Here is a 24,134-nt window from a genome sequence, read left to right as displayed (position 1 = left end):
ATAGTGAAATAACTGGTGGTGAAATCAAGTTAAAAGAATGCTTTCGCTATTTAATTGAGCTGACATAGAAAAAAAACAGCGATCCCTTAATATTCCTAGGATCGCCGTTTTCCTGTTCCTACTCCCACTCAATCGTAGCGGGCGGTTTGCTTGTAATATCATACACGACGCGGTTGACGTGCGGGACTTCGTTGACGATGCGGGTGGAAATTTTTTCGAGCACTTCCCACGGAATGCGCGCCCAGTCAGAAGTCATGCCGTCGATGGATGTGACAGCACGGATGCCGATGGTGTAATCATACGTGCGCGCATCGCCCATGACACCAACGCTGCGGATGTTCGGCAATACCGTAAAATACTGCCAGATATCGCGGTCGAGGCCGGCTTTTTTGATTTCTTCGCGCAAAATAAAATCAGATTCGCGCACCATCTCGAGTTTTTCTTCCGTAATCTCGCCCAGCACGCGGATGCCGAGACCCGGGCCCGGGAACGGCTGGCGCCAGACAATTTCGTCCGGAATGCCGAGTTCAGTGCCGACTGCGCGCACTTCGTCTTTAAATAATGTATTCAGCGGTTCAATTAACGTAAACTGCATGTCTTCCGGCAGACCGCCGACATTGTGGTGCGACTTGATTGTCTGGGCAGTCGTTGTCCCGCTTTCGATGACATCGGTATACAACGTTCCCTGGGCAAGAAAATCAATCCCTTCGAGTTTTGCCGCTTCATCATCAAAGACATAAATAAATTCATTTCCGATGATTTTCCGCTTTTGTTCCGGGTCGGAAACACCTTTCAATTTTTTCAGGAACCGTTCTTTCGCGTCGACTTTAATGACGTTCATATTAAAGCCTTCTGAGAAAGTTTTCATCACACTCTCTGCTTCGCCTTTACGCAAAAGACCGTGGTCCACAAAAATACACGTGAGCTGGTCGCCGATCGCTTTATGGATCAATACCGCGACAACGGAAGAGTCAACCCCGCCGCTTAAGGCGCACAGCACTTTCTTGTTCCCTACCGTTTGCCGGATTTTTTCAATTTCCATCTCGATGTAGTTTTCCATTGACCAAGTTCCGCTGCATCCGCAAATTTTAAAAGCAAAATTGCGCAAAAGTTCATTGCCGTAAACAGAATGGCGTACTTCCGGATGGAACTGGACGGCATACAAATGTTTGTCCGTGTTGCTCATTGCAGAAATCGGGCAGTGGTCACTGCTTGCATCTACCGTAAATCCGGCCGGTACTTCCGTCACAAGATCCCCGTGGCTCATCCAAACCACCTGATCTTCCGGAAGCCCGTCAAATAACCGGCCCCCGTTTTCGACATGAATCGTTGCTTTTCCGTATTCACGCTGACTGGCGGGTTCAACTTTGCCGCCATATTTTTTTGCCATAAGCTGCATGCCGTAGCATATTCCCAGAATCGGCACGCCAAGATTAAAAATGTCTTCATCAACATGGAATGCGTTTTGGTCATAGACGCTGTTCGGGCCGCCCGAGAAAATAATGCCTTTCGGGTTCATGGCCTTGATCTCTGCCGCTGTCAAAGTGTGCGGATGGAGTTCGCTGAATACGCCAAATTCGCGGATCCGGCGTGTAATCAGCTGGTTATACTGGCTGCCAAAATCCAAAACCACAATTTTTTCTATATCTTTCACATCGAATGTTTTTACCATTGATTTTCCCCCATGTACTTTTATCTAGAAACGAAATCTGATCTTTAAAGCAGGATTCCGGCTCGGCTTTTTTAAAAATGTGAAACTGCCTGCGTCGGTTATCCTCAGTATACAGCATTTATATTTTGGCAGATTTCCGCCGGGTTTGTGCCTTAAAAGCCACACCATGTTCACTTTCCGGCTGATGTTTGCCGGGATTCTTTACTTACAGCTGTAGTACGTTCACTTTTCATCGGAATTTTGGTTCGTTCCTTAACGTAGAAGCGTTCTATGTGCACTTTTCATCGGAGTTTTGCCTCATTCCTTAACGTAGAAGCACTCTACGTGAACTTTGCATCGGCATTTTGCACGCTTCCTTAACATAGAGGCGCTCTAGGTGCACTTTTCATCGGAGTTTTGCGTGCTTCCTTAATGTAGAAACCTTCTACGCAAACCTAGGGCCTAATTTTAGCTCGTTCTACGCACATAGAGCCAACCGCCCTTGTGAACTTGCGGCCAAAATTTTGCCGGGTTCCTCCGCGCTGGGAGCCCGGCTTTATCATTATTTCCAAAAATCATCAAAAATCGTAATCGGCATATGGCGTTTGTGTTGTCCTTTTAAATACCAGGACTCGATGGTGGCTTTTGCTTTCGGGGAAATTTCTTTGCCTTCCAGGTAATCATCAATGTCATCATAGGTTACCCCTAATGCCACTTCATCGGCAAGCTGCGGACGATCGTCTTCAAGATCAGCTGTCGGCGTTTTTAAATAGAGCCGTTCCGGACAGCCGAGTTCTTTCAAAAGCATTTTGCCTTGACGCTTGTTTAACCTGAAAATCGGAACAAGGTCCGAGCCGCCGTCGCCATATTTTGTATAAAATCCGGTCACATTTTCAGCTGAATGGTCGGTACCGAGCACGACACAATTTTCCATCGCAGCAATGCTATACTGGACTTTCATTCTTTCACGCGCTTTTTCATTTCCTTTCGCATAGTCGGAAAGGACGATGCCCGCTTTTTCCAGGGACGCTTCGCTGGCATCAACGGCCGGCTTGATGTTCACGGTGATGTCCTTGTCCGGCTGGATAAACTGGGCGGCCAGTTCCACATCATCCGCATCTTTCTGTTCGCCGTAAGGAAGGCGTACTGCAATAAACTTGTATTCCTGGTTGCCGGTTTCTTCTTTCATTTCGTTGATGGCGATCTGCGCAAGCTTCCCTGTCAAAGTGGAATCCTGGCCGCCCGATAAACCAAGCACGAATCCTTTCAGGAACGGGTATTTTTTTAAATAACTTTTTAAAAAATCAACACTTTTACGGATTTCTTCTTTCGGGTCAATGACCGGTTTTACTTTCATTTCTTCCACGATTCTTTTTTGCATTGCGTCCATTTTTTTATCCTCCTTATCCGCATCTATATAAAATGAACGTAAGGATTTACATCAAGCCCGGTCGCCATTTGCATAATGGTTACTTTTTACAGCAGGCAACAGAGCCGCGATATTTTGTTCATTTTATATATTGTTCTTTTGACACAAAACAGATGGAAAAAACCACCATCATCATTTAATCTTCTTCAAGCCGAATCACTTTTTGCCGCACTTCTTCTATATTGCGCATTTTGTTGTCCCAGCATTTTTGGCTCAAATCGACCGGGTATTCTTCAGGATTGAGAATGCGTTTATATTCGTCCCACAACAGGTCCAAATTATCTCTCGCATATTGTTTGATCGCATCCAGCGGCGGAAGTTCGTATACGAGCCGCCCCTTTTCATAGATGGTTTCATGGATATTGATGGCTTCAAAGTTTGTGACATATTTGCTGATAAAGGTATGGACAGGATGAAACATCTTCAGCCGCTTTTCCGCTGCCGGATTTTCGTCCTGCATGGAAATATAGTCGCCCTCCAGCTTGTTTGTCCGTTTGTTTAAAATACGGAATACTTTTTTCAGCCCCGGTGTTGTCACTTTTTCGGCATTGCTTGAAATTTTAATCGTATCCTGCATTTCCCCGTTCCCGTCTTCGATGGATACCATTTTATATACCGCACCGAGCGCCGGCTGGTCAAATGCCGTAATCAGTTTCGTCCCAACGCCCCATGCATCAATTTTCGCACCCTGGGCTTTTAAATGGAAAATCGTATATTCATCCAAATCACTGGATGCAAAAATTTTCGCATCCGTAAATCCGGCTTCGTCGAGCATTTCCCGTGCCTTTTTCGATAAAAAAGCCATGTCGCCGCTGTCCAGGCGGATACCAAGAAAATTGATTTTATCGCCAAATTCTTTTGCCACTTTGATGGCGTTCGGCACGCCCGAACCCAGTGTATCATATGTATCGACAAGAAAAATGCAGTTCTTATACGTTTCCGCGTATTTTTTAAAAGCGGTGTAATCATCCCGGTATGCCTGTACCATCGCATGGGCGTGCGTGCCACTCGTCGGCATGCCGAACACTTTCCCGGCCCGGACATTACTTGTTCCGTCAAATCCGCCGATGTAAGCCGCTCGCGTTCCCCACACGGAAGCATCCAGTTCATGGGCGCGCCTTGAACCAAATTCGAACAAGGCAGCATCATCACCGGCGACTGACCGGATTCTCGCAGCCTTTGTCGCAATCAGCGTCTGGTAATTGATGATATTTAAAATGGCGGTTTCGATGATTTGTGCTTCAGCCAAAGACGTTTCCACCTGGATCAGCGGTTCGTTGCCAAAAACGAGTTCCCCTTCGCGGACGGAGCGCAACGTTCCGGTGAAGCGCATTTCTGACAAGTACTGCAAAAAATCCTCGCTGTAATGGCCGGTGCTGCGCAAATAGGCAATATCTTCTTCAGTGAAGTGAAAGTGGTTCAAATAATCCACAATTCGCTCAAGCCCCGCAAAGATGGCGTAGCCATTTCCGAACGGTATTTTTCTGAAAAATGCTTCGAACACCGCTTTCCGGTTGTGGATACCGTCTTTCCAATAGGCCTGCGCCATGTTGATTTGGTATAAGTCTGTGTGAAGCGCTAAACTGTCATCTTTAAAACGCATGCTCTCGAATCACTCCTACCTAATGGGTTTACCGCACTTCCGCTCCGAGCGAACCTTTAAAATGGCTTAATGCCCATTTGTGCCCGTCCGGATTAAAACTTGCCACCGCGTTTTCGTGGACCACCAGCTTGAATCCTTTATTGTAAGCATCCACTGCCGTATGCAGCACGCAAATGTCTGTGCATACCCCGCATAAATGGATTTCTTCTATGCCCCGTTCCCGCAGCCGCAGCTCCAGATCCGTCCCGCAAAAAGCGCTGTAGCGGGTTTTATCGATCACATGAACGTTTTTCTTCCCTTTCCACGCTGTAAAAAGCGGCTGCAGTTTCCCGTACAGGTCGCGCCCGGGTGTGCCTTTGAGATTATGGGGAGGGAACAATTTCGTTTCCGGATGATAAGGATCATCTTGTTCATGGCAGTCGATTGCGAAGACCACGTAATCGCCGTTTTCAAGGAATGACTTCGTAAGCGCCACAATGTTTTCTTCAATCTGCTGCCCCGGTTTGCCGCATGTCAACCGGCCGTCGTCAGCTACGAAGTCATTGGTATAATCAATATTGATTAACGCTTTTCGGGCACCCATATGGATCCTCCGTTCATTTTAAATTATCCTTATTGTACACGAAAGATGGCTTCCGGCAAAATGTTTCATGCCGGAAGTTTATGGATAACCTACACAGGCTGGACGATACCGATACCAGGCTGATCAGAGAGCAGGACGTCCTCGCCGTCATAGGTTAAATGATCCGGTTCTTCAGACAACCAGAGTGGCGCGTCCAGATCCATATAGACAACATTCGGATGGGCGGCCGCAAAGTGGGCAGCTGCCGCCACGGAAAGTGATGGCTCCATCATGCTGCCAACCATGCATTTCACACCGTTTGCTTCTGCAATGTCGGCAATTTTCCACGCTTCAGAAATTCCGCCGCATTTCATCAGCTTAATATTGATAAGGTCGGCAAATCGGCCCGCGATCAATTTCAGCGCGTCTTTTGCCGAAAACAGGCTTTCATCTGCCATGACCGGCAGCTTTGTTCTTTCCGTTACAAACTTTAACCCTTCCCAATCATCGGCACGTACCGGCTGTTCGACAAACTCAATCCCGAAATCCTTTTTTTCCAGCTCTTGTAAAATTTGCACCGCTTGCTTCGGTTCCCACGCCTGATTGGCATCAAGGCGCAGTTTGACATCAGGCGAAACAGCGCGCCGGACCGCTTCAATCCGTTCGAGATCGATTTCCGGATATGTGCCGACCTTGATTTTCAACAGATGAAACCCGGCCTCCACACTTTTTTCCGCATCCCATGCCATTTTTTCGGGCGTATCCACTCCGATTGTCATGGAAGTCCGGAGATTTTTCTGCCCGCCAAGATAGGCATACAGTGGAATGTTTAACCATTTGCTGTATGCATCGTAAAGGGCAATGTCGGCAGCAGCTTTTGCACTTGTGTTGCCCGTACAGCACCGCTGCACTTTTTTCAGGGCTTCCTGGAAATCACGCAAATCATGCCCGGAGAGCGCCTCCTTGATAGGCCCTGCCGCAACAGACATGATGCTTTCGGTTGAATCGCCTGTAATGACAACAGTTGGCGCAGCTGCCCCTGTACCTTTTATGCCATTGTCCAGTGTGATTTCCACTTCAATGCTGTCAATTTCATTGGCTTGCCGCAATGCTGTTTTAAACGGAACGAGCAGCGGAATGTTCCGGTAATGCACTTGCACATCTTTTATGATCATGGCAGCTTCTTCCCTTCATCCTGGCATTTTAAAGCCAATTTATGCTGGTTTTATTATATCATTAATAACGGGCCGGTGATTTAAACCCCGCATCATTTTTGCCTGTATTTTTTTGTGTGAACTTTTCCCTGGTTGCCCGCGTCTATTCAAACGTGCTTATGGAGAGAAGGGACCATACATCCAAAAATAGAAACGGGATGGTGTCAGACCGGAATGAAAATCAGTAATCATGAAAAAAATGCTTTATGGCTGGCCGTATGGATGCTGGCCGTCTACCTTTCGCCAATGTTTATTCTTGGCGGCAATATGCATATCCGGGTCCACGACAACCTGGATTCGAATATCGCCTGGTACCGGGTGCTCGACCGCAGCGGAGAACTGTTTGGCCCTCTGAATGCAACGATTCCGCAAATCATGAACGGGTTGCCGCGAAATGCGTTCGGGACGGAATTCAGCGGAATCCAGTGGCTTTACGCCCTGTTCCCTCCGGTCATCGCTTATACATTTAGCCAGACGATTACAAGAGTCTTTGCTTTTTTAGGAATGTACCTGTTGCTAAAACGGCATTTCGTGCAAGGGCAGGACGGTTACTTTATCAGGGTATGGGTATCTCTTGCTTTTGCGATGACCCCGTTTTGGCCGTCCGGCATGTTAAGCACATTGGGGATGCCGCTTGCGCTTTGGGCTTTTTTAAACATCAGGAACCGGCAGGCTACATGGAAAGAGTGGCTGGCGCTGACCCTTTTGCCTTTTTACTCCAGCTTTGTGCTCGGGTTCTTCTTTTTTCTGGCGGCGATGGGACTTTTGTGGATACGGGATGTGCTTGTGAAACGGGAGCGCAACTGGCCGTTCTTTTTTGCAATCGGCTGGATGCTGGTGCTGTATTTAGGGATTGAATACCGGCTTGTGTATTCCCTTGTCTTTTCCCATGAGCCGACAAGCCGGAATGATTTTGTTAGCTCGAAACTCGGCTTTTGGCACACGCTCCGGCTTGCGCTAAAAAATTATGTGTTCGGGCATACACATGATATGACCGTGCACACGTTTGTCATTCTGCCGTTCTCTTTTATCGCCATGTGGCTGATTTATAAAACAAAAGCATGGAAAAAGGAAAAACGGTATGTGCAGCTTTTTATGCTGAATGCCGTTTTATCGCTCTGGTATGCTTTCTGGTTCAACAAGGCATGGGAACCGTTAAAAGAAAAGATCAGCCTGCTGAATACGTTTAACTTTGCACGGTTTCATTTTTTGCGGCCGCTTATCATTTATACGATGTTTGCAGTGGGGGCATGGTTTCTTTGGAAACGCGGCAGAAAGTGGAAGGCATTCGTAAAATTTTGCCTCATCGCCCAGGTGGTTGTCCTGTTTGCGTTTAATCCTGAAATTTATTATCGTGTTGCCGGGAAACCTTCGTTCAACCAGTTTTACGCGACGGGCCAGTTTCACGAAATTGGCCGCTATATCGGCAAACCGAAAAGCGCTTACCGCGTCGCCAGCATCGGGATCCATCCGGCCATTGCCCAGTACAACGGTTTCTACACCTTAGATTCTTACAATAATTATTATCCGTTGTCTTATAAAAGGAAATTCCGAAAAATCATTGCCGGGGAACTGGAGAAAAGCCCGCAATTAAAAACGTATTTTGACCAGTGGGGGAACCGCTGTTATATTTTTGTCAGCGAACTGGGCAAGCATTATGAATTCCGGAAAAACAGCGGCGTCAAAATCCATCATCTTGCCATCGATACAAAAGCGTTTGAAAAGCTTGGCGGGCGGTATATTTTCTCGGCTGTCCCGATCCAAAACGCAGAAGAAGAGCATTTGCGGTTTTTAAAAACTTTCCGCAATGCCGACTCGGCGTGGACCATTTATTTATACGAAGTAAAGTAAGCATCATGCTGGTAAAGGAGATGCTGTAGAATGAGTCAATATCCGAAATTAACGATTGTTGTTCCTTGTTATAATGAAGAAGCCGTATTGCATGAAACGATGAAGCAGCTGTCAGAGGTGCTCGAATCTCTGATCCAGTCCAAACTGATTGCAAAAGACAGCACGCTCTTGTTTGTCGATGACGGGAGCCGCGACAAAACCTGGCAGATCATTGAATCCGCTTCGGCCCGCCATCCGTTTGTAAAAGGCATTAAACTGTCGCGCAATGCCGGGCACCAGAATGCGCTGCTTGCAGGGCTTACGGTCGCCAGTGAGCATTCCGACTGCGTCATCTCCATTGATGCCGATTTGCAGGACGATATCCGGGCGATTCGGGATTTTATGGAAAAATATTGGCAAGGCTACGATATTGTATACGGCGTCCGCGACAGCCGGGAAACGGACACTTGGTTTAAACGGACAAGTGCGCAAGGGTTCTACTGGCTGATGGGAAAAATGGGGATTCAGCTCGTGCCGAACCATGCTGATTTCCGGCTGATGAGCAAGAGAACATTGGAGGAACTTTTAAAATATAAAGAAGCAAATCTGTTTTTGCGCGGGATTATCCCTTTGCTCGGGTTTCCTTCTACGAAAGTGTATTATGACCGAAAAGAGCGGATGGCCGGGGAATCAAAATATCCGTTAAAGAAAATGCTCGCTTTTGCCCTGGATGGCATTACGTCTTTCAGCATAACCCCGGTCCGCTTTGTGACGGCCCTCGGGTTTGTCACGTTTATTTTAAGTGCGTTTGTCGGCCTTTATGCCCTTATAGAGGAGCTTGCCGGCCATACCGTCTCCGGTTGGGCTTCCCTGATCATCTCTATTTGGCTCCTTGGCGGCCTAGAGTTGATGGCGGTGGGGCTGATCGGGGAATACATCGGCAAAATTTTTAAAGAAGTCAAAAGGCGCCCGCGCTATACCATTGAAACGAATTTATATAAAAACGAGAAATCTTCTTTCGTCTTAAGCCAAAACAGTGATACAATGAAAACTTGAAAACACAACTTACGAAAGGTTTGCTGGACCCATGCTCAAACAATATGCCGCTTTTCTTAAGTTTTGCATTGTCGGCGCCGGAAATACGCTTGTTGATTTTCTCGTATTTTTTCTGCTCACCTCCGTCCATGTGCCTTATCTGGTTGCACAGGCATGTTCTTATACGGCCGGCATGGCAAACAGCTATTTGCTGAACCGGTTTTGGACGTTTCAAGTAAGAAAAAAAGCAACATGGGCTGAAGCTTCACGGTTTATCGCCGTCAATTTAATTGTCTATGCGCTGACTTCCCTTCTGCTTTTCCTCTTTCACGAGCAGTGGGGCTGGCCGCTTTTATACGCGAAGATCATTGCCACACTGGCAGGGATGGCTGTCAATTTTCTTGGCACAAGGCTCTGGGTATTCCGTGAACACGCGGAATAACCGGGCCGGCATCCCTAAAAAAACCGGCTTGCCTTCTTTCTGTCACCTGTTCAGGCCCTTCATTTCGCGCCCACCACGCTTACGTTTGCCGCTTGCCTCACCCGCCATCATTAGCGGCTTATGGGCATAGCCTTCATTCCGCAATCACTTTTCTCAAACACTTCCCTCTATTTTGCAACCATCTTACTTACGGTTTATACGCTTCCCTTCATTTCGCAATCACCCCGTACAGGACTCATGCCGCTTCCCTTCTTTTCGGCTTTTGCCATTTCAACACCCCTGTTCATTTGTAAGCATACACAAAGCGTGTATGAGAAACAGAAAAAAGAGGCTCCCGGTCACTTCCCGGGAGCCTCATTAAAAATGTAACGATCTAAAACATGAACCGAAACATGGAATGGTACAGTTTTGAACGTCTGTAAAAGCCGTTATCCCAGCATTTTCAGGCGCTTATTACATCATGCCGCCCATGCCCATGTCAGGGGCGCCGCCGCCTGCAGGTGCCGGCGGTTCAGGTTTGTCGGCAACAACTGCTTCTGTTGTAAGCAGCATTGCAGCAACAGATGCAGCATTTTGAAGTGCGGAACGGGTTACTTTCGTCGGGTCCACGATACCCGCTTCAATCATGTTGACCCATTCTCCATTGGCGGCATTGTAACCAATGCCGACATCTTCTTTTTTCAGGCGTTCGACAATGACTGAACCTTCAAGGCCGGCATTTTCCGCGATTTGGCGTACAGGTTCTTCTAAAGCGCGTGCAACGATATTGATGCCTGTTTGAACATCGCCTTCTGCTTGAATGGAAGCAACTTTCTTGATGACATTGATCAGCGCCGTGCCACCACCAGCTACAATGCCTTCTTCAACAGCAGCGCGCGTAGAGTTCAAAGCATCTTCAATGCGCAGTTTGCGTTCTTTTAATTCGGTTTCTGTCGCAGCACCGACTTTGATGACCGCTACGCCGCCGGCCAGTTTTGCAAGGCGTTCTTGTAATTTTTCACGGTCAAATTCGGAAGTCGTTTCTTCCAATTGCATGCGGATTTGGTTTACACGTGCGGAAATTGCAGCAGAGTCGCCTGCCCCTTCAACGATTGTCGTTGTTTCTTTTGTAACAACCACTTTTCCGGCACGGCCGAGTTGGTCAATGGTTGCAGATTTCAAATCAAGGCCGAGTTCTTCTGTGATCACTTCGCCGCCTGTCAGGGTTGCAATATCTTCGAGCATCGCTTTGCGGCGGTCACCGAAGCCAGGCGCTTTTACCGCAACGGCATTGAATGTGCCGCGCAGTTTGTTGACAACGAGTGTTGCAAGAGCTTCCCCTTCAACATCTTCCGCAATCAGCAACAACGGTTTGCCTTGTTGGACAACTTGTTCCAGAACAGGCAGGATTTCCTGGATATTGGAAATCTTCTTGTCTGTAATTAAGATGTAAGGGTTATCCAGAACAGCTTCCATTTTGTCGGAATCCGTTACCATGTAAGGCGATGCATAGCCACGGTCGAACTGCATTCCTTCCACAACGTCCAATTCCGTTGAGAAGCCTTTTGATTCTTCAATGGTAATAACGCCATCGTTGCCCACGCGTTCCATTGCTTCAGCGATCAATTCGCCGACTTCTTCGTCAGCAGAGGAAATTGCAGCAACTTGGGCGATGGAAGCTTTGCCTTCGATTGGTTTCGAAATGGCTTTTAATTCTTCGACAGCAGCCGCAACTGCTTTTTCAATCCCTTTGCGGATGCCAACCGGGTTTGCACCTGCTGTTACGTTTTTCAGGCCTTCACGGATCATTGCCTGTGCCAGAACAGTTGCAGTGGTTGTACCGTCACCAGCTACATCGTTCGTTTTGCTGGCCACTTCGGAGACAAGTTTGGCACCCATGTTTTCAAACGCGTCTTCGAGTTCAATTTCTTTTGCGATCGTGACACCGTCATTTGTGATCAGCGGAGAACCGAATTTCTTTTCCAGAACGACGTTACGTCCTTTCGGGCCCAATGTCACTTTTACAGCATCTGCCAGTTTATCCACACCACGAAGCATACCGCGGCGGGCTTCTTCGCCGAATTTAATTTCTTTTGCCATTTATAAAACCTCCTCATGTCATATCGTTATTTCTATGTTTCAACAAGCCAGGCTTATTCCACAACCGCCAGAATATCGCTTTCACGAAGGATTAAGTATTCTTTTCCGTCATATTTCACTTCAGTGCCGGCATATTTCGAGAAGATGATGCGGTCGCCTACTGCTACATCGATGGCAACACGTTCACCGTTATCAAGGGTACGCCCGGAACCGACAGCCACAACTTTGCCTTCCTGTGGCTTTTCTTTTGCCGTGTCAGGCAGGACAATACCGCTTGCTGTTTTTTCTTCCGATTCAACTAATTCAATGACAACGCGATCACCCAGTGGTTTTAACACGTGAAACAACCTCCTTAATTCGTATTATGTAAAATTTTGTCCATTATTAGCACTCGCATAAGTTGAGTGCTAACACATTTATTATAATAAATAATTCCTTGCTTTTTTGCAAGTCTCTCATCCAACTTTTTTTATTTTTTTCGGGCCCTGCATCCTTTAAAGAGCCCCGTCAAAGGATGCCGGTTGCGCGCCTCCATTTCAGCCGCTTGCCCTTTTATAAGTATGCTTGATCACCATCCGGATATGCAACTGAAAAGGCTGGCTCTGCGCACGGCATTTGAACCCCGCCCGGTTCAATAGTACAATGAACATATTGGACGAATTTGCGATCCTTTAAACTTTGAACTGGCAAGAAAGGAAAAGAACGCGTGAAAAAAGAGTATGTGTATATTCTCGTGACGTACATCCTTATGCTGCTGTCCGGCGCCGTCGGGTATCCGTTGCTCTACTATGCCGGGGTGAACGTTTTCCACGAACCGGCAGACAGCATGCGGACATTGACGCCCCCGCTTTGGACCGTCATCAGCTTTATCATCGGGCTGATCATCGTCCTGTACTTTTTAAGAAAAGCCGCAAAGAAAGAAACAGACCGGACTGAACCGCTTCCGGCCGCGCCATCCGCCATATGGGCAATAGGCGGCGTCTTTCTTTGTTTCTTTGCCCAGACTGCAGCCGCGATCATTGAATCATTATTCGGTGCCCCGGCTGCCTCCAACAATACGCAGCAAATCATGGCGCTGATTGAAAGATTTCCGCTCGTCATCCTCATCAGCTCGATCGCAGGGCCGATTCTCGAGGAAATCGTTTTTCGGAAAATCATTTTCGGCACGCTGCGCAGGCGCTTTTCATTCCTTTTATCCGGTATTGTCAGCTCGGTTATTTTCGGACTCGCGCATACCGAACCGAGCCACTTGTTTTTATATTCCCTTTTAGGGCTGACGCTCGCTTATTTATACGAGAAAACAAACCGGATCACCGTTTCCATGTTTGCGCATGTTTCCATGAACACGATTGTGGTCGTGAGGCTGCTTTTGCACCCGTCCGTTCTGCAGACATCCGTACATGAAATTTACAGCTCAATTGGAGGACTTCTATGATGAGACCACTTTTTTCAGGGATTGTAAACTGCCTGCTCGGGGCTTTGTTCACTTATTTTGCCATTCAGCAGGTACAAGTGGGCGGCTGGGGCTTTTTTTCTTATTTACTGCTGTTGATTGCAACATTGGATCTGGGTTCCGGCATCAGGCTGATCTTTCTCCATTTCAAGCTGAAAAACTCAGTGAAAAAATAAAAGCCGTTTTCCGGCTCCGTCCGGAAAACGGCTTTCTTATTCAGAAGCAATCGTCTGTTCATCCATTGGCATTTCTTTTGCCGCTTTTTTGGCATTGCGGTACGCCATTTTCGAAATCAGTGTGCTTGCTTCATACAGCAAAACGAGTGGAACAAAGGTAATCAGCTGCGAAAACACGTCCGGCGGGGTGATGATGCCGGCAGCTGCAATCAAAGCAAGATACGCATATTTTCTTACCTTTTTCAACAGTCTCGGCGTAATGATGCCAAGCCGGGTCAGAAACAGGACCACGACCGGCATTTGGAACACAAAGCCAAACGGAAGCGTGATCTCTAGCAGAAACTGAATATACTCCCGGATCCCGATCACCGCACGAATGCCCATTTCATTTGACAAGCCCATCATAAACTTCACCATCAGCGGACAAAGCACGAAATAGGAAAAAGAAACGCCGGCTATAAAAAGCAAGATGGAAACAGGAATGTAACTTAATGTCAGTTTCTTTTCTTTCTCATACAGCCCCGGGCTTATAAACGCCCAAAGCTGGTACAAAATCACCGGCAGGGTCAATAGGCATGCGATCACAACCGAAACTTCCATAAAAACCTTAATAGGATCGGTTACCCTGAAGGCATTCATCGTGAACATGCCGGCATTTTTGGCATGCTGCAAATAACGTATAACAGGTTTTGCGGTAAAAAAGCCAACAACCAGGGCAAACAGAAAGAAAATGAGAACGGTAATTAACCGCTTTCTCAATTCCTGGATGTGTCCGGTAACCGGCATTTTTTTCGTATTCATCGCCGTTCCCCTTTAAGTGCCGGCGTTGAATCCGCCCTTTTCCCTTTGCACGCCACAGCCAAATCCGGCCATTGCCATTTGCGCCTGCATTCCGTTTTCAATCGGGCCACCCCCTGTACCCACTATGATAACGGAAAAAAAGCTTTTTGGCTATGGCTTCGCAACCGGCTCTTTTGTTTCTTTCAAATTTTCTTCATCATTTGAATAATGTTTTAAAAAGTAGATCAGTGCCTGCAGTTCCACGGCCAGGTCAATATGATGGACGCGGATATCCGGCGGCACGTTCAGCCGGGCAGGTGTAAAGTTTAAAACGCCTTTTACATTTGTACTGGCAAGCTCGTCTGTCACTGCCTGGGCACTGGAAGCGGGGACCGTCAAAATCACAACCGTCACATCTTCCGCGCAAAGCCGTTCTCTTAATTCGTCCATGCTGTAAACAGGCACATTGCCAACATGGCTCCCCACCTTCCCGGGGTCATTGTCAAATGCCATCACAATCCGTGCGCTGTTATTCTTCGAAAAATTGTAATTCAAAAGGGCTGTACCGAGGTTCCCAACGCCAACCAGCGCTACATCTGTGATCTCATCCTGGTTCAGCGTCTTGCCGAAAAAAGACAATAAATATTTTACATTATAACCATAACCTTTTTTTCCAAGTGCCCCGAAGTAGGAAAAATCCCTGCGTATCGTAGCGGAGTCGACTTTCACCGCTTCACTCAGTTCCGCCGAGGATACCCTTTGCTTGCCAAGTGTATATAAATTTCTCAGGTACCGGTAATATAATGGAAGCCGTTTTGCAGTGGCTTGCGGTATTTTTACTGATTCATCCTTCATGTGAAATCCCCCAAGTTGAAAGCTTAAGTTTTTTGTGCTGTTGGTTCCAATCGTGCGTCCATTCCAGAATGGCAGCGCTGCCATTCTTCATTATAATATTACTCCTATCTGAGCAAAGAAAAAATATGTTTTAAAAAAATGCCTGCATGCGTCTTTTTCTCTCTCCAACTATGTTAAATATATCACAAGTAAGCATTTTTTTCATGGGTTTTTACGAATTTATGTGAAAAGTTTTTTGACAAATTCCGATCACGCCGGTTGAGTTGCAGTTCGCCTTCCTGTACACTTACAATGGTATAGAGGTGAACATAAAGATGATGTTGCTGCAAGTTCAACAAGTCACAAAATATTATGGCGCTGAACTTATTTTATCGGATATAAAATTAGAAATTCAAACAAAAGACCGGATTGCCTTGGTCGGGAGAAACGGGGCCGGCAAATCGACCCTCCTGAAAATCATCGCCGGCCAGCTTTCTTATGATGAAGGTTCCATCATTATGCCGAATGGTGTCGAAATCGGTTATCTCGCCCAAAATACCGGACTCGAATCGGATCTGTCCATTTGGGACGAAATGATGTCGGTTTTTAAAAATTTGCTGGATATGGAAAAACAGCTTCGCGAATACGAACAAAAAATGGCCGACCCTAAGATTTATAACCGCCCGGCGGAGTATGAAAAAGTGCTGCATGCTTATGATACTTTGCAGACACGTTTTAAAGATGAAGGCGGATATCAGATCGAAGCGGATATCCGGTCCGTTCTGCATGGCTTCCGTTTTGACCAGTACGACTACAACACCCCGATCCGGACATTAAGCGGCGGGCAAAAAACACGCCTTGCATTGGCGAAATTGCTGCTCACAAAGCCGGACATCCTCATTTTGGATGAGCCGACAAACCATCTCGATATCGAAACGCTCACCTGGCTGGAGCAATATTTACAAGGCTATGAAGGCGCCATTCTGATCGTGTCCCATGACCGTTATTTTCTGGATAAAGTCGTCAACCAGGTCTATGAAATTTCAAGGCATTCCATTAAAAAATACCACGGCAACTACAGCCGGTATCTGGAACAAAAGGCCGCCCAGTACGAGCGAGAGGTCAAACAATATGAAAAGCAGCAGGAAGAAGTTGCGAAATTGCAGGCATTCATCCAAAAAAACATTGCCCGTGCCACCACGACAAAGCGGGCGCAAAGTAGGAGGAAACAACTGGAAAAAATGGAATTGATGGACAAGCCGCTTGGCGATGAAAAATCTGCCCGGTTTTCGTTTGAAATTGCCAAACAAAGCGGGAACGAAGTCCTTCATGTCCGGGATGCTGCCATCGGCTACGACGGGGAGCCGGTTGCCAAAAACATCCATCTTTCAGTCAAAAAACAAGACAGTGTTGCCCTTGTCGGCCCGAACGGCATCGGCAAGTCAACGCTTTTGAAATCGATTATCCGGAGAATCCCGCTGATATCCGGCACGATCGAATATGGCTCCAACGTTATGACCGGCTATTACGATCAAGAACTGGCCGACTTATCTTCCAATAAAACGGTCCTCCGGGAATTATGGGATGCATACCCGCTGAAAACAGAAAAAGAAATCCGCACGGCACTCGGGAATTTTCTTTTTTCCGGCGATGACGTTTTAAAAACCGTCTCATCCTTAAGCGGCGGCGAAAAAGCCCGGCTTGCCCTCGCCAAATTGATGCTGGAAAAGGCGAACTTTCTAATTTTAGATGAACCGACAAACCACCTTGATTTGGACAGTAAAGAAGTACTGGAAAATGCGCTCATCGATTACCCGGGAACGATTTTGTTCATTTCCCACGACCGCTATTTCATTAACCGGATTGCCACAAAAGTGGTGGAGCTCTCGCCGGAGGGAACCCGTGAATTTCTCGGCGACTATGATTATTATGTGCAAAAAAAAGAAGAAATGCTGGAAATTGCACGCCTGGAAAACACGAAACAAGAAAAGGTTAAAGCGGAACAGCCGGCGAAAAACAACTACCGGCAGGATAAAGAAGCAAAAAAACGCGAGCGGCAAAAAAAGCGGAGGATTGAAGAAATTGAAACAAGAATTGAAACGTTGGAAACAGAAATTCATGACCGGGAAGAAAAAATGGCCGACCCGGAAATCTTTCAGGACCATATTAAAATCCGCGAGCTGACAGAAGAACTGGAGCAACGGAAATTGGAGCTGGACGCGCTGATGGAAGAATGGGCAGAACTGGCGGAGTAATGTTTGGACCTGTGTGGAAATTTTCTGCACAGGTTTTTATTTTGGCATCTCGCGCCATGCACAGATTTATGCACAGGCGGTATATTGATTTCTTGCTTTCCAAAACGTTTTTCCACAAAATCCACAATTATCAACAGATTTATCCACAATACCCACAGCCTGTCCGGAAAAAATTTTAAAAGTTTTACACAAGTCCAATCATTTATCAACAACTTTTCCACAGATTGCGCACAATTCCCCTGCATATCTCCAAAAAAAACCGGTGTATGGACGATTCCCATACACCGGTTTTTCACAACCCTGTTTAAAAGTTTTCAATGTCCAGCCCGGGATAAGCATTTAAGTCAAGGGAGCTTCTTTTTCCCTTTTCAAAAAGCACCGTCCCGCATGCGGCAATCATCGCCGCATTGTCTGTGCATAACTGGATCGGCGGGATGCGCAACGCCACTTCAGGGAGATCCCGGAATGCTTCTGAAAGGGCAGCGCGCAATCCTTTGTTCGCGGCAACACCGCCGGCGACCAGCACTTCTTTGACGCCAAACGCTTTTACCGCCTCCACGGTTTTACCGACCAATACATCAATCACACTTTGCTGGAAGCTTGCGGCCATATCTTCAGGCCGGATGCTTTCCCCGCGCTGCGCGGCATTATGGAGGGTGTTAATGACGGCTGATTTGAGCCCGCTGAAACTGAAATCATAAGTCCCTTCCAGCCAGGATCGCGGCAAATCAACATTTGGCTTTCCTTCATGGGCAAGCCGGTCAATCTGCGGACCGCCCGGATAAGGAAGGTTCAACGTTCGTGCTACTTTGTCATAAGCTTCCCCTGCCGCATCATCTCTCGTTTCGCCGATTACTTCAAACTCGGCATGGCCCTTCATCAGCACAAGCTCCGTATGACCTCCTGAAACGACAAGCGCAAGCAGCGGAAACTTCATTTCATGCCCGATCCGGTTCGCATAAATATGGCCGGCAATATGATGGACACCGACAAGTGGAATCTGATGCGCGAAACTGAGCGCCTTTGCGGCATTGACGCCAACAAGCAACGCGCCCACAAGCCCGGGCCCTTCTGTCACGGCGATCGCATCCAGGTCTTTAAAAGCCGCGTCTGCCTGCTGCATCGCTTCCTCAATGACAATGGTAATTTGCTCGACATGGTGGCGGGATGCAAGCTCTGGCACCACCCCGCCGAACCGTTTGTGGCTTTCAATCTGAGAAGCGACCACATTGGAAACAATTTCCGTCCCGTTTTTAATGACAGCTGCAGCCGTTTCATCGCAGCTCGTTTCTATGCCTAATACCAACAAATCTTTTTCCATTTATAAATTCACCCACATCACAATTGCGTCTTCATAATTATCCGTGTAATAGCCTTTCCGGATGCCGCCTTCCCGAAATCCGAGCTTCCTGTATAAGGAGCGCGCAATCATATTGCTGACGCGTACCTCCAGGCTGAGCGTTTTGGCATGGTTCAATGCGGCGTAAGCCATCACATTTTTTAACAGCGTCTCTCCCAGTTTCCGGCCTCGGTACTCCGGGAGCACCGCAAGATTGGTCACATGCGCCTCATCGACAATGACCCACACGCCGCAATAACCGATAACCTTTTCATTCTCGACAAGCACAAGATACATGGCAAAATGATTATGAACCAGTTCGTTGTAAAATGCTTCACGTGTCCACGGCATTGTAAAAGAATGCATCTCCACATTGTAAATTCCGTCCAAATCTGCAAGCGTGGCTTTTCGCAGCGTTATTTTCCCCGTTTTTTCCATTTTTAGTGACTCTCCCGTTTATGCTTTTCAAGCCATTTGGCTTCTGCCTCTACTAACCGTATGTAATTTGGAACGAAAGTGTGTATCTCCGCGTCCGGTTCATCCATCCCAAGCCTGGCCAGTTCGCCCGGCCTCGGATTATGCAGGGTCCAATCTGCTACCGCCATTTTATCTCCCAGCTTCTTCGCAAGAACGGCTTCATGAAGGGCAACATGCTGGCCGATCAATAATACGGGCGCCTCAAGCGCACTTAACCGGGTTCCCCATTCAGCGGATGATACATTGCAATCTTCCACTACTGTTTGCAAAACCCCGTTTTCATAGCGGTACAAACCGGTATAAATCCGCCCTCTGCGCGCATCAAAAAGCGGGGAAATATACCCGTCAAAATAACGGCCGGACGCCGCCAACAACTTCAGGCTGGAAACCCCCACCAATGGAATTTGAAGGCTCCAGGCCATCGTTTTTGCGATCGTGACGCCAATCCGTATGCCGGTGTAAGATCCGGGCCCTTTTGCCACCACAATCTTATCCAGCTCAGCCGGTTTTATCCCGCACGCCTCCATGACTTCCTGCACAGCCGGCATCACGCGGACACTATGATTTTTTTTCAAATTTGTCATATATTCGGCCAGCACAACATGATCATCGGCCAATGAAACGCCCAGCACTTCATTTGAAGTATCGATTGCCAAAACTTTCATCCAAAAATCTCCTCACATAATGATACATAACGGTCCCCAAACGGTTCCGCTTCAATAAGCCTGCGGTCTCCTTCAAGGCGGAGAATGCGGATTTCCAAATAGCTCTCAGGCAACAGATCTTTGATAAAATGTGCCCACTCCACAACCGTCACGCCATCACCTTCAAAATATTCATCAAAACCAAGGTCCTCCTGCGCATCCTCCAAACGGTATACGTCCATATGATACAGCGGCAGGTTCCCCCGGTACTCTTTTATAATGGTAAAAGTCGGGCTGTTCACGGTACGGCGAATGCCCAGCCCGTTCGCAATCCCTTTTGTAAAAGTCGTTTTTCCTGCCCCCAGGTCACCCTCCAGCAAAAGGACATCCCCCGGTTTCAGATGGGCAGCCATTTTTTCTGCAAAAGAAAAAGTCTCTTCAGGGCTGTTGGAAACGAAACGATAACTCCCCATTTGCCGCCTCTCCTCTACAACTTTATCGCAAATTGCCGCCAATCCAAAGTACGGCGCGCCTTATAAAAAAAGCCTTAGGAATGTTCCTAAGGATGCTCCAATCCAATTCTAGTTTAACCGATTTTGGATAAATACGCAAAAACAGGATGAAAAATATAAAGAACAAGCAGTCAAACCACTGCTTGTTCTGATCGATTGCGGGGGCAGGATTTGAACCTGCGACCTTCGGGTTATGAGCCCGACGAGCTACCAGACTGCTCCACCCCGCGATAATAATATATTCAGGCCCGGCAGCGTCCTACTCTCGCAGGGGGAAACCCCCAACTACCATCGGCGCTGGAAAGCTTAACTTCCGTGTTCGGGATGGGAACGGGTGTGACCTTTCCGCCATCGCCACCGGACCTTAATGACAAGAAATATTATAACACAGTTGCTGTTATTTATCAAGAGAAATAATTGTATTCCTTCAAAACAGGATGGGAGAAAAAACTGTAAACGGAGAACGCATTTCTAACTTTGAGAATGGTCTAGCTTCAGCGCCTTTGGTAAGGCACCTCCGCTTTTCTGTTGTCCAGCTCCAGCGCCTATCGGCTAGCGTATTTCTACGCTTTCTCCCTACGATAAGTCAACATCGGCTCGATACCTCGCCGTGTTTCCTTTATCTCAGTCGAAAGCTCCGAAATCCGTACGCCGATGAGCAAGGCGCTTCCGCTTTTCGTGGTTAAGTCCTCGATCGATTAGTATCCGTCAGCTCCACACGTCGCCGCGCTTCCACCCCGGACCTATCAACCTGATCATCTTTCAGGGATCTTACCAGTATAAACTGTGGGAAATCTCATCTTGAGGGGGGCTTCATGCTTAGATGCTTTCAGCACTTATCCCTTCCGCACATAGCTACCCAGCGATGCCTTTGGCAAGACAACTGGTACACCAGCGGTGCGTCCATCCCGGTCCTCTCGTACTAAGGACAGCTCCTCTCAAATTTCCTGCGCCCGCGACGGATAGGGACCGAACTGTCTCACGACGTTCTGAACCCAGCTCGCGTACCGCTTTAATGGGCGAACAGCCCAACCCTTGGGACCGACTACAGCCCCAGGATGCGATGAGCCGACATCGAGGTGCCAAACCTCCCCGTCGATGTGGACTCTTGGGGGAGATCAGCCTGTTATCCCCAGGGTAGCTTTTATCCGTTGAGCGATGGCCCTTCCATGCGGAACCACCGGATCACTAAGCCCGACTTTCGTCCCTGCTCGACTTGTAAGTCTCGCAGTCAAGCTCCCTTATGCCTTTACACTCTGCGAATGATTTCCAACCATTCTGAGGGAACCTTTGGGCGCCTCCGTTACCTTTTAGGAGGCGACCGCCCCAGTCAAACTGCCTGCCTGACACTGTCTCCCACCCCGGTAAGGGGTGCGGGTTAGAATTTCAATACAGCCAGGGTAGTATCCCACCGATGCCTCCGCCGAAGCTGGCGCTCCGGTTTCCAAGGCTCCTACCTATCCTGTACAAGCTGTACCAAAATTCAATATCAGGCTGCAGTAAAGCTCCATGGGGTCTTTCCGTCCTGTCGCGGGTAACCTGCATCTTCACAGGTACTATAATTTCACCGAGTCTCTCGTTGAGACAGTGCCCAGATCGTTACACCTTTCGTGCGGGTCAGAACTTACCTGACAAGGAATTTCGCTACCTTAGGACCGTTATAGTTACGGCCGCCGTTTACTGGGGCTTCAGTTCAGAGCTTCGCCTTACGGCTAACCCCTCTCCTTAACCTTCCAGCACCGGGCAGGTGTCAGCCCCTATACTTCGCCTTGCGGCTTCGCAGAGACCTGTGTTTTTGCTAAACAGTCGCCTGGGCCTATTCACTGCGGCTTCCCGGGGCATACACCCCAAAAAGCACCCCTTCTCCCGAAGTTACGGGGTCATTTTGCCGAGTTCCTTAACGAGAGTTCTCTCGCTCACCTTAGGATTCTCTCCTCGCCTACCTGTGTCGGTTTGCGGTACGGGCGCCTTTCACCTCACTAGAGGCTTTTCTTGGCAGTGTGGAATCAGGAACTTCGGTACTAAAATTTCCCTCACCATCACAGCTCCGCCTTGGCGCGAAGGATTTGCCTCCGCACCGGCCTAACTGCTTGGACGCGATCAACCAGTGTCGCGCTTGCCCTATCCTCCTGCGTCCCCCCATCGTTCAAACGGTGAAGAGGCGGTACAGGAATATCAACCTGTTGTCCATCGCCTACGCCTTTCGGCCTCGGCTTAGGCCCCGACTAACCCTGAGCGGACGAGCCTTCCTCAGGAAACCTTAGGCATTCGGTGGAAGGGATTCTCACCCTTCTTTCGCTACTCATACCGGCATTCTCACTTCTAAGCGCTCCACCGGTCCTTCCGGTCCGGCTTCAACGCCCTTAGAACGCTCTCCTACCACGGACACCAAATGGTGTCCATCCGCAGCTTCGGTGATACGTTTAGCCCCGGTACATTTTCGGCGCAGCGTCACTCGACCAGTGAGCTATTACGCACTCTTTGAATGATGGCTGCTTCTAAGCCAACATCCTGGTTGTCTAAGCAACGCCACATCCTTTTCCACTTAACGTATACTTTGGGACCTTAGCTGGCGGTCTGGGCTGTTTCCCTTTCGACCATGGATCTTATCACTCACAGTCTGACTCCCAAGCATAAGTTTTTGGCATTCGGAGTTTGTCTGAATTCGGTAACCCGATGAGGGCCCCTCGTCCAAACAGTGCTCTACCTCCAAAACTCTTCGCTTGAGGCTAGCCCTAAAGCTATTTCGGAGAGAACCAGCTATCTCCAAGTTCGATTGGAATTTCTCCGCTACCCACACCTCATCCCCGCACTTTTCAACGTGCGTGGGTTCGGGCCTCCAGCAAGTGTTACCTTGCCTTCACCCTGGACATGGGTAGATCACCTGGTTTCGGGTCTGCGGCCTCATACTCTTTCGCCCTGTTCAGACTCGCTTTCGCTGCGGCTCCGCTTCTTCAGCTTAACCTTGCATGAGACCGTAACTCGCCGGTTCATTCTACAAAAGGCACGCCATCACCCGTTAACGGGCTCTGACTACTTGTAGGCACACGGTTTCAGGATCTCTTTCACTCCCCTCCCGGGGTGCTTTTCACCTTTCCCTCACGGTACTGGTTCACTATCGGTCACTAGGGAGTATTTAGCCTTGGGAGATGGTCCTCCCGGATTCCGGCGGGATTCCTCGTGTCCCGCCGTACTCAGGATCCACTCGGGAGAGAACGAAGTGTCAGTTACAGGGCTTTTACCTTCTCCGGCAGGCCTTTCCAAGCCGCTTCACTTACCCCGTTCTTTTGTAACTCCCATATGAGTGTCCTACAACCCCGGAAGGCAAGCCTTCCGGTTTGGGCTGTTTCCTGTTCGCTCGCCGCTACTTGGGAAATCGCAATTGCTTTCTCTTCCTCCGGGTACTGAGATGTTTCAGTTCCCCGGGTGTGCCCTTCCTGCCCTATGGATTCAGGCAGGAATCCTGTCCGATTAAAGACAGGGGGTTTCCCCATTCGGAAATCTCCGGATCAAAGCTTACGTACAGCTCCCCGGAGCATATCGGTGTTTGTACCGTCCTTCATCGGCTCCTAGTGCCAAGGCATCCACCGTGCGCCCTTTCTAACTTAACCATAAAAAGGTTTAAATCCAAAAATAAGCGATTCTCAGTTTACTTGGTTTATTTCTCCTATCCGGTTTTCAAAGAACACATGTTGAAGGATTGAACCTTCAAAACTGGACAAAACGGAAACATCAAACTTAATTGTGGAAAACGAAGTTTTCCTTTTCTGTCTAGCTCCGGGCGCTATCGGCTAGCGTATTTCTACGTCTTCTCCCTAC

19 protein-coding genes, 1 tRNA gene and 2 rRNA genes are annotated in these 24,134 nt (G+C 48.1%); 6 read left to right on the top strand and 16 right to left on the bottom strand.

Annotated features, from left to right (window positions below; translation table 11 throughout):
- Positions 1–118: 118 nt before the first annotated feature.
- The 5 genes from guaA to BCOA_RS25140 form a co-directional block, all read right to left on the bottom strand.
- A complete protein-coding gene (guaA, locus tag BCOA_RS25160; protein WP_014096837.1) occupies positions 119–1,672 on the bottom strand; it encodes a glutamine-hydrolyzing GMP synthase in 1,554 nt (517 codons plus the stop codon).
- A 541-nt stretch (positions 1,673–2,213) separates the two neighbouring features.
- Positions 2,214–3,041 carry an ammonia-dependent NAD(+) synthetase gene (nadE, locus tag BCOA_RS25155; protein WP_014096836.1) on the bottom strand — a complete coding sequence of 276 codons (828 nt, stop codon included), beginning with the start codon at positions 3,039–3,041 and terminating at the stop codon, positions 2,214–2,216.
- A 175-nt stretch (positions 3,042–3,216) separates the two neighbouring features.
- Positions 3,217–4,683 carry a nicotinate phosphoribosyltransferase gene (locus tag BCOA_RS25150; protein WP_014096835.1) on the bottom strand — a complete coding sequence of 489 codons (1,467 nt, stop codon included), beginning with the start codon at positions 4,681–4,683 and terminating at the stop codon, positions 3,217–3,219.
- Positions 4,684–4,711: 28 nt separating this feature from the next.
- Positions 4,712–5,266, bottom strand: a complete 555-nt coding sequence (locus tag BCOA_RS25145) for a cysteine hydrolase family protein (protein ID WP_014096834.1) — start codon at positions 5,264–5,266, stop codon at positions 4,712–4,714.
- Positions 5,267–5,355: 89 nt separating this feature from the next.
- Complete coding sequence (locus BCOA_RS25140) at positions 5,356–6,420, bottom strand: dipeptide epimerase (protein WP_014096833.1); 1,065 nt, start codon at positions 6,418–6,420, stop codon at positions 5,356–5,358.
- 213 nt (positions 6,421–6,633) lie between these two features.
- On the opposite strand from BCOA_RS25140, the gene BCOA_RS25135 reads away from it, so the two are divergent.
- The 3 genes from BCOA_RS25135 to BCOA_RS25125 are packed head-to-tail and all read left to right on the top strand — an operon-like array spanning position 6,634 to position 9,766.
- A complete protein-coding gene (locus tag BCOA_RS25135) occupies positions 6,634–8,310 on the top strand; it encodes a DUF6044 family protein (RefSeq protein WP_014096832.1) in 1,677 nt (558 codons plus the stop codon).
- Positions 8,311–8,340: 30 nt separating this feature from the next.
- A complete protein-coding gene (locus tag BCOA_RS25130; RefSeq protein ID WP_014096831.1) occupies positions 8,341–9,345 on the top strand; it encodes a glycosyltransferase family 2 protein in 1,005 nt (334 codons plus the stop codon).
- A gap of 31 nt (positions 9,346–9,376) precedes the next feature.
- The gene (locus BCOA_RS25125; RefSeq protein ID WP_014096830.1) at positions 9,377–9,766 is read left to right on the top strand and encodes a GtrA family protein; all 390 of its coding nucleotides are present in this window, start codon (positions 9,377–9,379) and stop codon (positions 9,764–9,766) included.
- 453 nt (positions 9,767–10,219) lie between these two features.
- Here BCOA_RS25125 and groL read toward each other — a convergent pair whose 3' ends face one another.
- Together groL and groES are read right to left on the bottom strand one after the other, a co-directional pair.
- A complete protein-coding gene (gene groL, locus BCOA_RS25120) occupies positions 10,220–11,845 on the bottom strand; it encodes a chaperonin GroEL (protein WP_014096829.1) in 1,626 nt (541 codons plus the stop codon).
- Positions 11,846–11,898: 53 nt separating this feature from the next.
- A complete protein-coding gene (gene groES, locus BCOA_RS25115) occupies positions 11,899–12,183 on the bottom strand; it encodes a co-chaperone GroES (RefSeq protein ID WP_014096828.1) in 285 nt (94 codons plus the stop codon).
- Between the two features lie 368 nt (positions 12,184–12,551).
- On the opposite strand from groES, the gene BCOA_RS25110 reads away from it, so the two are divergent.
- Together BCOA_RS25110 and BCOA_RS25105 are read left to right on the top strand one after the other, a co-directional pair.
- On the top strand, positions 12,552–13,280 hold the full coding sequence (locus BCOA_RS25110; protein ID WP_014096827.1) for a CPBP family intramembrane glutamic endopeptidase: 729 nt from the start codon (positions 12,552–12,554) through the stop codon (positions 13,278–13,280).
- On the top strand, positions 13,277–13,474 hold the full coding sequence (locus tag BCOA_RS25105) for a YdiK family protein (RefSeq protein WP_013860661.1): 198 nt from the start codon (positions 13,277–13,279) through the stop codon (positions 13,472–13,474). Before BCOA_RS25110 ends, BCOA_RS25105 begins: the two co-directional genes overlap by 4 nt.
- 36 nt (positions 13,475–13,510) lie before the next feature.
- On the opposite strand, the gene tatC is transcribed toward BCOA_RS25105, so the two are convergent.
- A complete protein-coding gene (gene tatC, locus BCOA_RS25100) occupies positions 13,511–14,275 on the bottom strand; it encodes a twin-arginine translocase subunit TatC (protein WP_014096826.1) in 765 nt (254 codons plus the stop codon).
- A 150-nt stretch (positions 14,276–14,425) separates the two neighbouring features.
- Complete coding sequence (locus BCOA_RS25095) at positions 14,426–15,109, bottom strand: redox-sensing transcriptional repressor Rex (RefSeq protein ID WP_014096825.1); 684 nt, start codon at positions 15,107–15,109, stop codon at positions 14,426–14,428.
- A gap of 314 nt (positions 15,110–15,423) precedes the next feature.
- Between BCOA_RS25095 and BCOA_RS25090 the strand changes: the two genes are divergently transcribed.
- Complete coding sequence (locus BCOA_RS25090) at positions 15,424–17,343, top strand: ABC-F family ATP-binding cassette domain-containing protein (protein WP_014096823.1); 1,920 nt, start codon at positions 15,424–15,426, stop codon at positions 17,341–17,343.
- Between the two features lie 304 nt (positions 17,344–17,647).
- Here the strand turns inward: BCOA_RS25090 and tsaD are convergent, their stop codons facing one another.
- From tsaD to BCOA_RS25050, 7 genes are all read right to left on the bottom strand, one after another.
- The gene (gene tsaD, locus BCOA_RS25080; RefSeq protein WP_017550684.1) at positions 17,648–18,664 is read right to left on the bottom strand and encodes a tRNA (adenosine(37)-N6)-threonylcarbamoyltransferase complex transferase subunit TsaD; all 1,017 of its coding nucleotides are present in this window, start codon (positions 18,662–18,664) and stop codon (positions 17,648–17,650) included.
- Entirely contained in the window at positions 18,665–19,120 is a 456-nt protein-coding gene (gene rimI / locus BCOA_RS25075; RefSeq protein WP_014096821.1) for a ribosomal protein S18-alanine N-acetyltransferase, read from the bottom strand.
- Positions 19,121–19,122: 2 nt separating this feature from the next.
- Entirely contained in the window at positions 19,123–19,824 is a 702-nt protein-coding gene (gene tsaB / locus BCOA_RS25070; RefSeq protein ID WP_014096820.1) for a tRNA (adenosine(37)-N6)-threonylcarbamoyltransferase complex dimerization subunit type 1 TsaB, read from the bottom strand.
- On the bottom strand, positions 19,821–20,276 hold the full coding sequence (gene tsaE, locus BCOA_RS25065; RefSeq protein ID WP_014096819.1) for a tRNA (adenosine(37)-N6)-threonylcarbamoyltransferase complex ATPase subunit type 1 TsaE: 456 nt from the start codon (positions 20,274–20,276) through the stop codon (positions 19,821–19,823). Before tsaE ends, tsaB begins: the two co-directional genes overlap by 4 nt.
- Before the next feature lie 195 nt (positions 20,277–20,471).
- Positions 20,472–20,545: transfer RNA gene (locus BCOA_RS25060), tRNA-Met, on the bottom strand.
- Positions 20,546–20,561: 16 nt separating this feature from the next.
- A 5S ribosomal RNA gene (gene rrf / locus BCOA_RS25055) occupies positions 20,562–20,677 on the bottom strand.
- A gap of 316 nt (positions 20,678–20,993) precedes the next feature.
- Positions 20,994–23,926 (bottom strand): 23S ribosomal RNA (locus BCOA_RS25050).
- Positions 23,927–24,134 lie beyond the last annotated feature (208 nt).

Source organism: Heyndrickxia coagulans 36D1, assembly GCF_000169195.2.
Taxonomy (GTDB): domain Bacteria; phylum Bacillota; class Bacilli; order Bacillales; family Bacillaceae_C; genus Weizmannia; species Weizmannia faecalis.
The sequence above is the reverse complement of the archived record's forward strand: the minus strand, read 5'-3'. Positions and strand labels throughout refer to the sequence as shown.

Excerpts from the sequence above, each read along its gene's own strand:
- guaA (WP_014096837.1), bottom strand. The coding sequence starts at position 1,672 with ATGGTAAAAACATTCGATGTGAAAGATATAGAAAAAATTGTGGTTTTG.
- nadE (WP_014096836.1), bottom strand. The coding sequence starts at position 3,041 with ATGGACGCAATGCAAAAAAGAATCGTGGAAGAAATGAAAGTAAAACCG.
- BCOA_RS25150 (WP_014096835.1), bottom strand. The coding sequence starts at position 4,683 with ATGCGTTTTAAAGATGACAGTTTAGCGCTTCACACAGACTTATACCAA.
- BCOA_RS25145 (WP_014096834.1), bottom strand. The coding sequence starts at position 5,266 with ATGGGTGCCCGAAAAGCGTTAATCAATATTGATTATACCAATGACTTC.
- BCOA_RS25140 (WP_014096833.1), bottom strand. The coding sequence starts at position 6,420 with ATGATCATAAAAGATGTGCAAGTGCATTACCGGAACATTCCGCTGCTC.
- BCOA_RS25135 (WP_014096832.1), top strand. The coding sequence starts at position 6,634 with ATGAAAATCAGTAATCATGAAAAAAATGCTTTATGGCTGGCCGTATGG.
- BCOA_RS25130 (WP_014096831.1), top strand. The coding sequence starts at position 8,341 with ATGAGTCAATATCCGAAATTAACGATTGTTGTTCCTTGTTATAATGAA.
- BCOA_RS25125 (WP_014096830.1), top strand. The coding sequence starts at position 9,377 with ATGCTCAAACAATATGCCGCTTTTCTTAAGTTTTGCATTGTCGGCGCC.
- groL (WP_014096829.1), bottom strand. The coding sequence starts at position 11,845 with ATGGCAAAAGAAATTAAATTCGGCGAAGAAGCCCGCCGCGGTATGCTT.
- BCOA_RS25105 (WP_013860661.1), top strand. The coding sequence starts at position 13,277 with ATGATGAGACCACTTTTTTCAGGGATTGTAAACTGCCTGCTCGGGGCT.
- tatC (WP_014096826.1), bottom strand. The coding sequence starts at position 14,275 with ATGAATACGAAAAAAATGCCGGTTACCGGACACATCCAGGAATTGAGA.
- BCOA_RS25095 (WP_014096825.1), bottom strand. The coding sequence starts at position 15,109 with ATGAAGGATGAATCAGTAAAAATACCGCAAGCCACTGCAAAACGGCTT.
- BCOA_RS25090 (WP_014096823.1), top strand. The coding sequence starts at position 15,424 with ATGATGTTGCTGCAAGTTCAACAAGTCACAAAATATTATGGCGCTGAA.
- tsaD (WP_017550684.1), bottom strand. The coding sequence starts at position 18,664 with ATGGAAAAAGATTTGTTGGTATTAGGCATAGAAACGAGCTGCGATGAA.
- rimI (WP_014096821.1), bottom strand. The coding sequence starts at position 19,120 with ATGGAAAAAACGGGGAAAATAACGCTGCGAAAAGCCACGCTTGCAGAT.
- tsaB (WP_014096820.1), bottom strand. The coding sequence starts at position 19,824 with ATGAAAGTTTTGGCAATCGATACTTCAAATGAAGTGCTGGGCGTTTCA.
- tsaE (WP_014096819.1), bottom strand. The coding sequence starts at position 20,276 with ATGGGGAGTTATCGTTTCGTTTCCAACAGCCCTGAAGAGACTTTTTCT.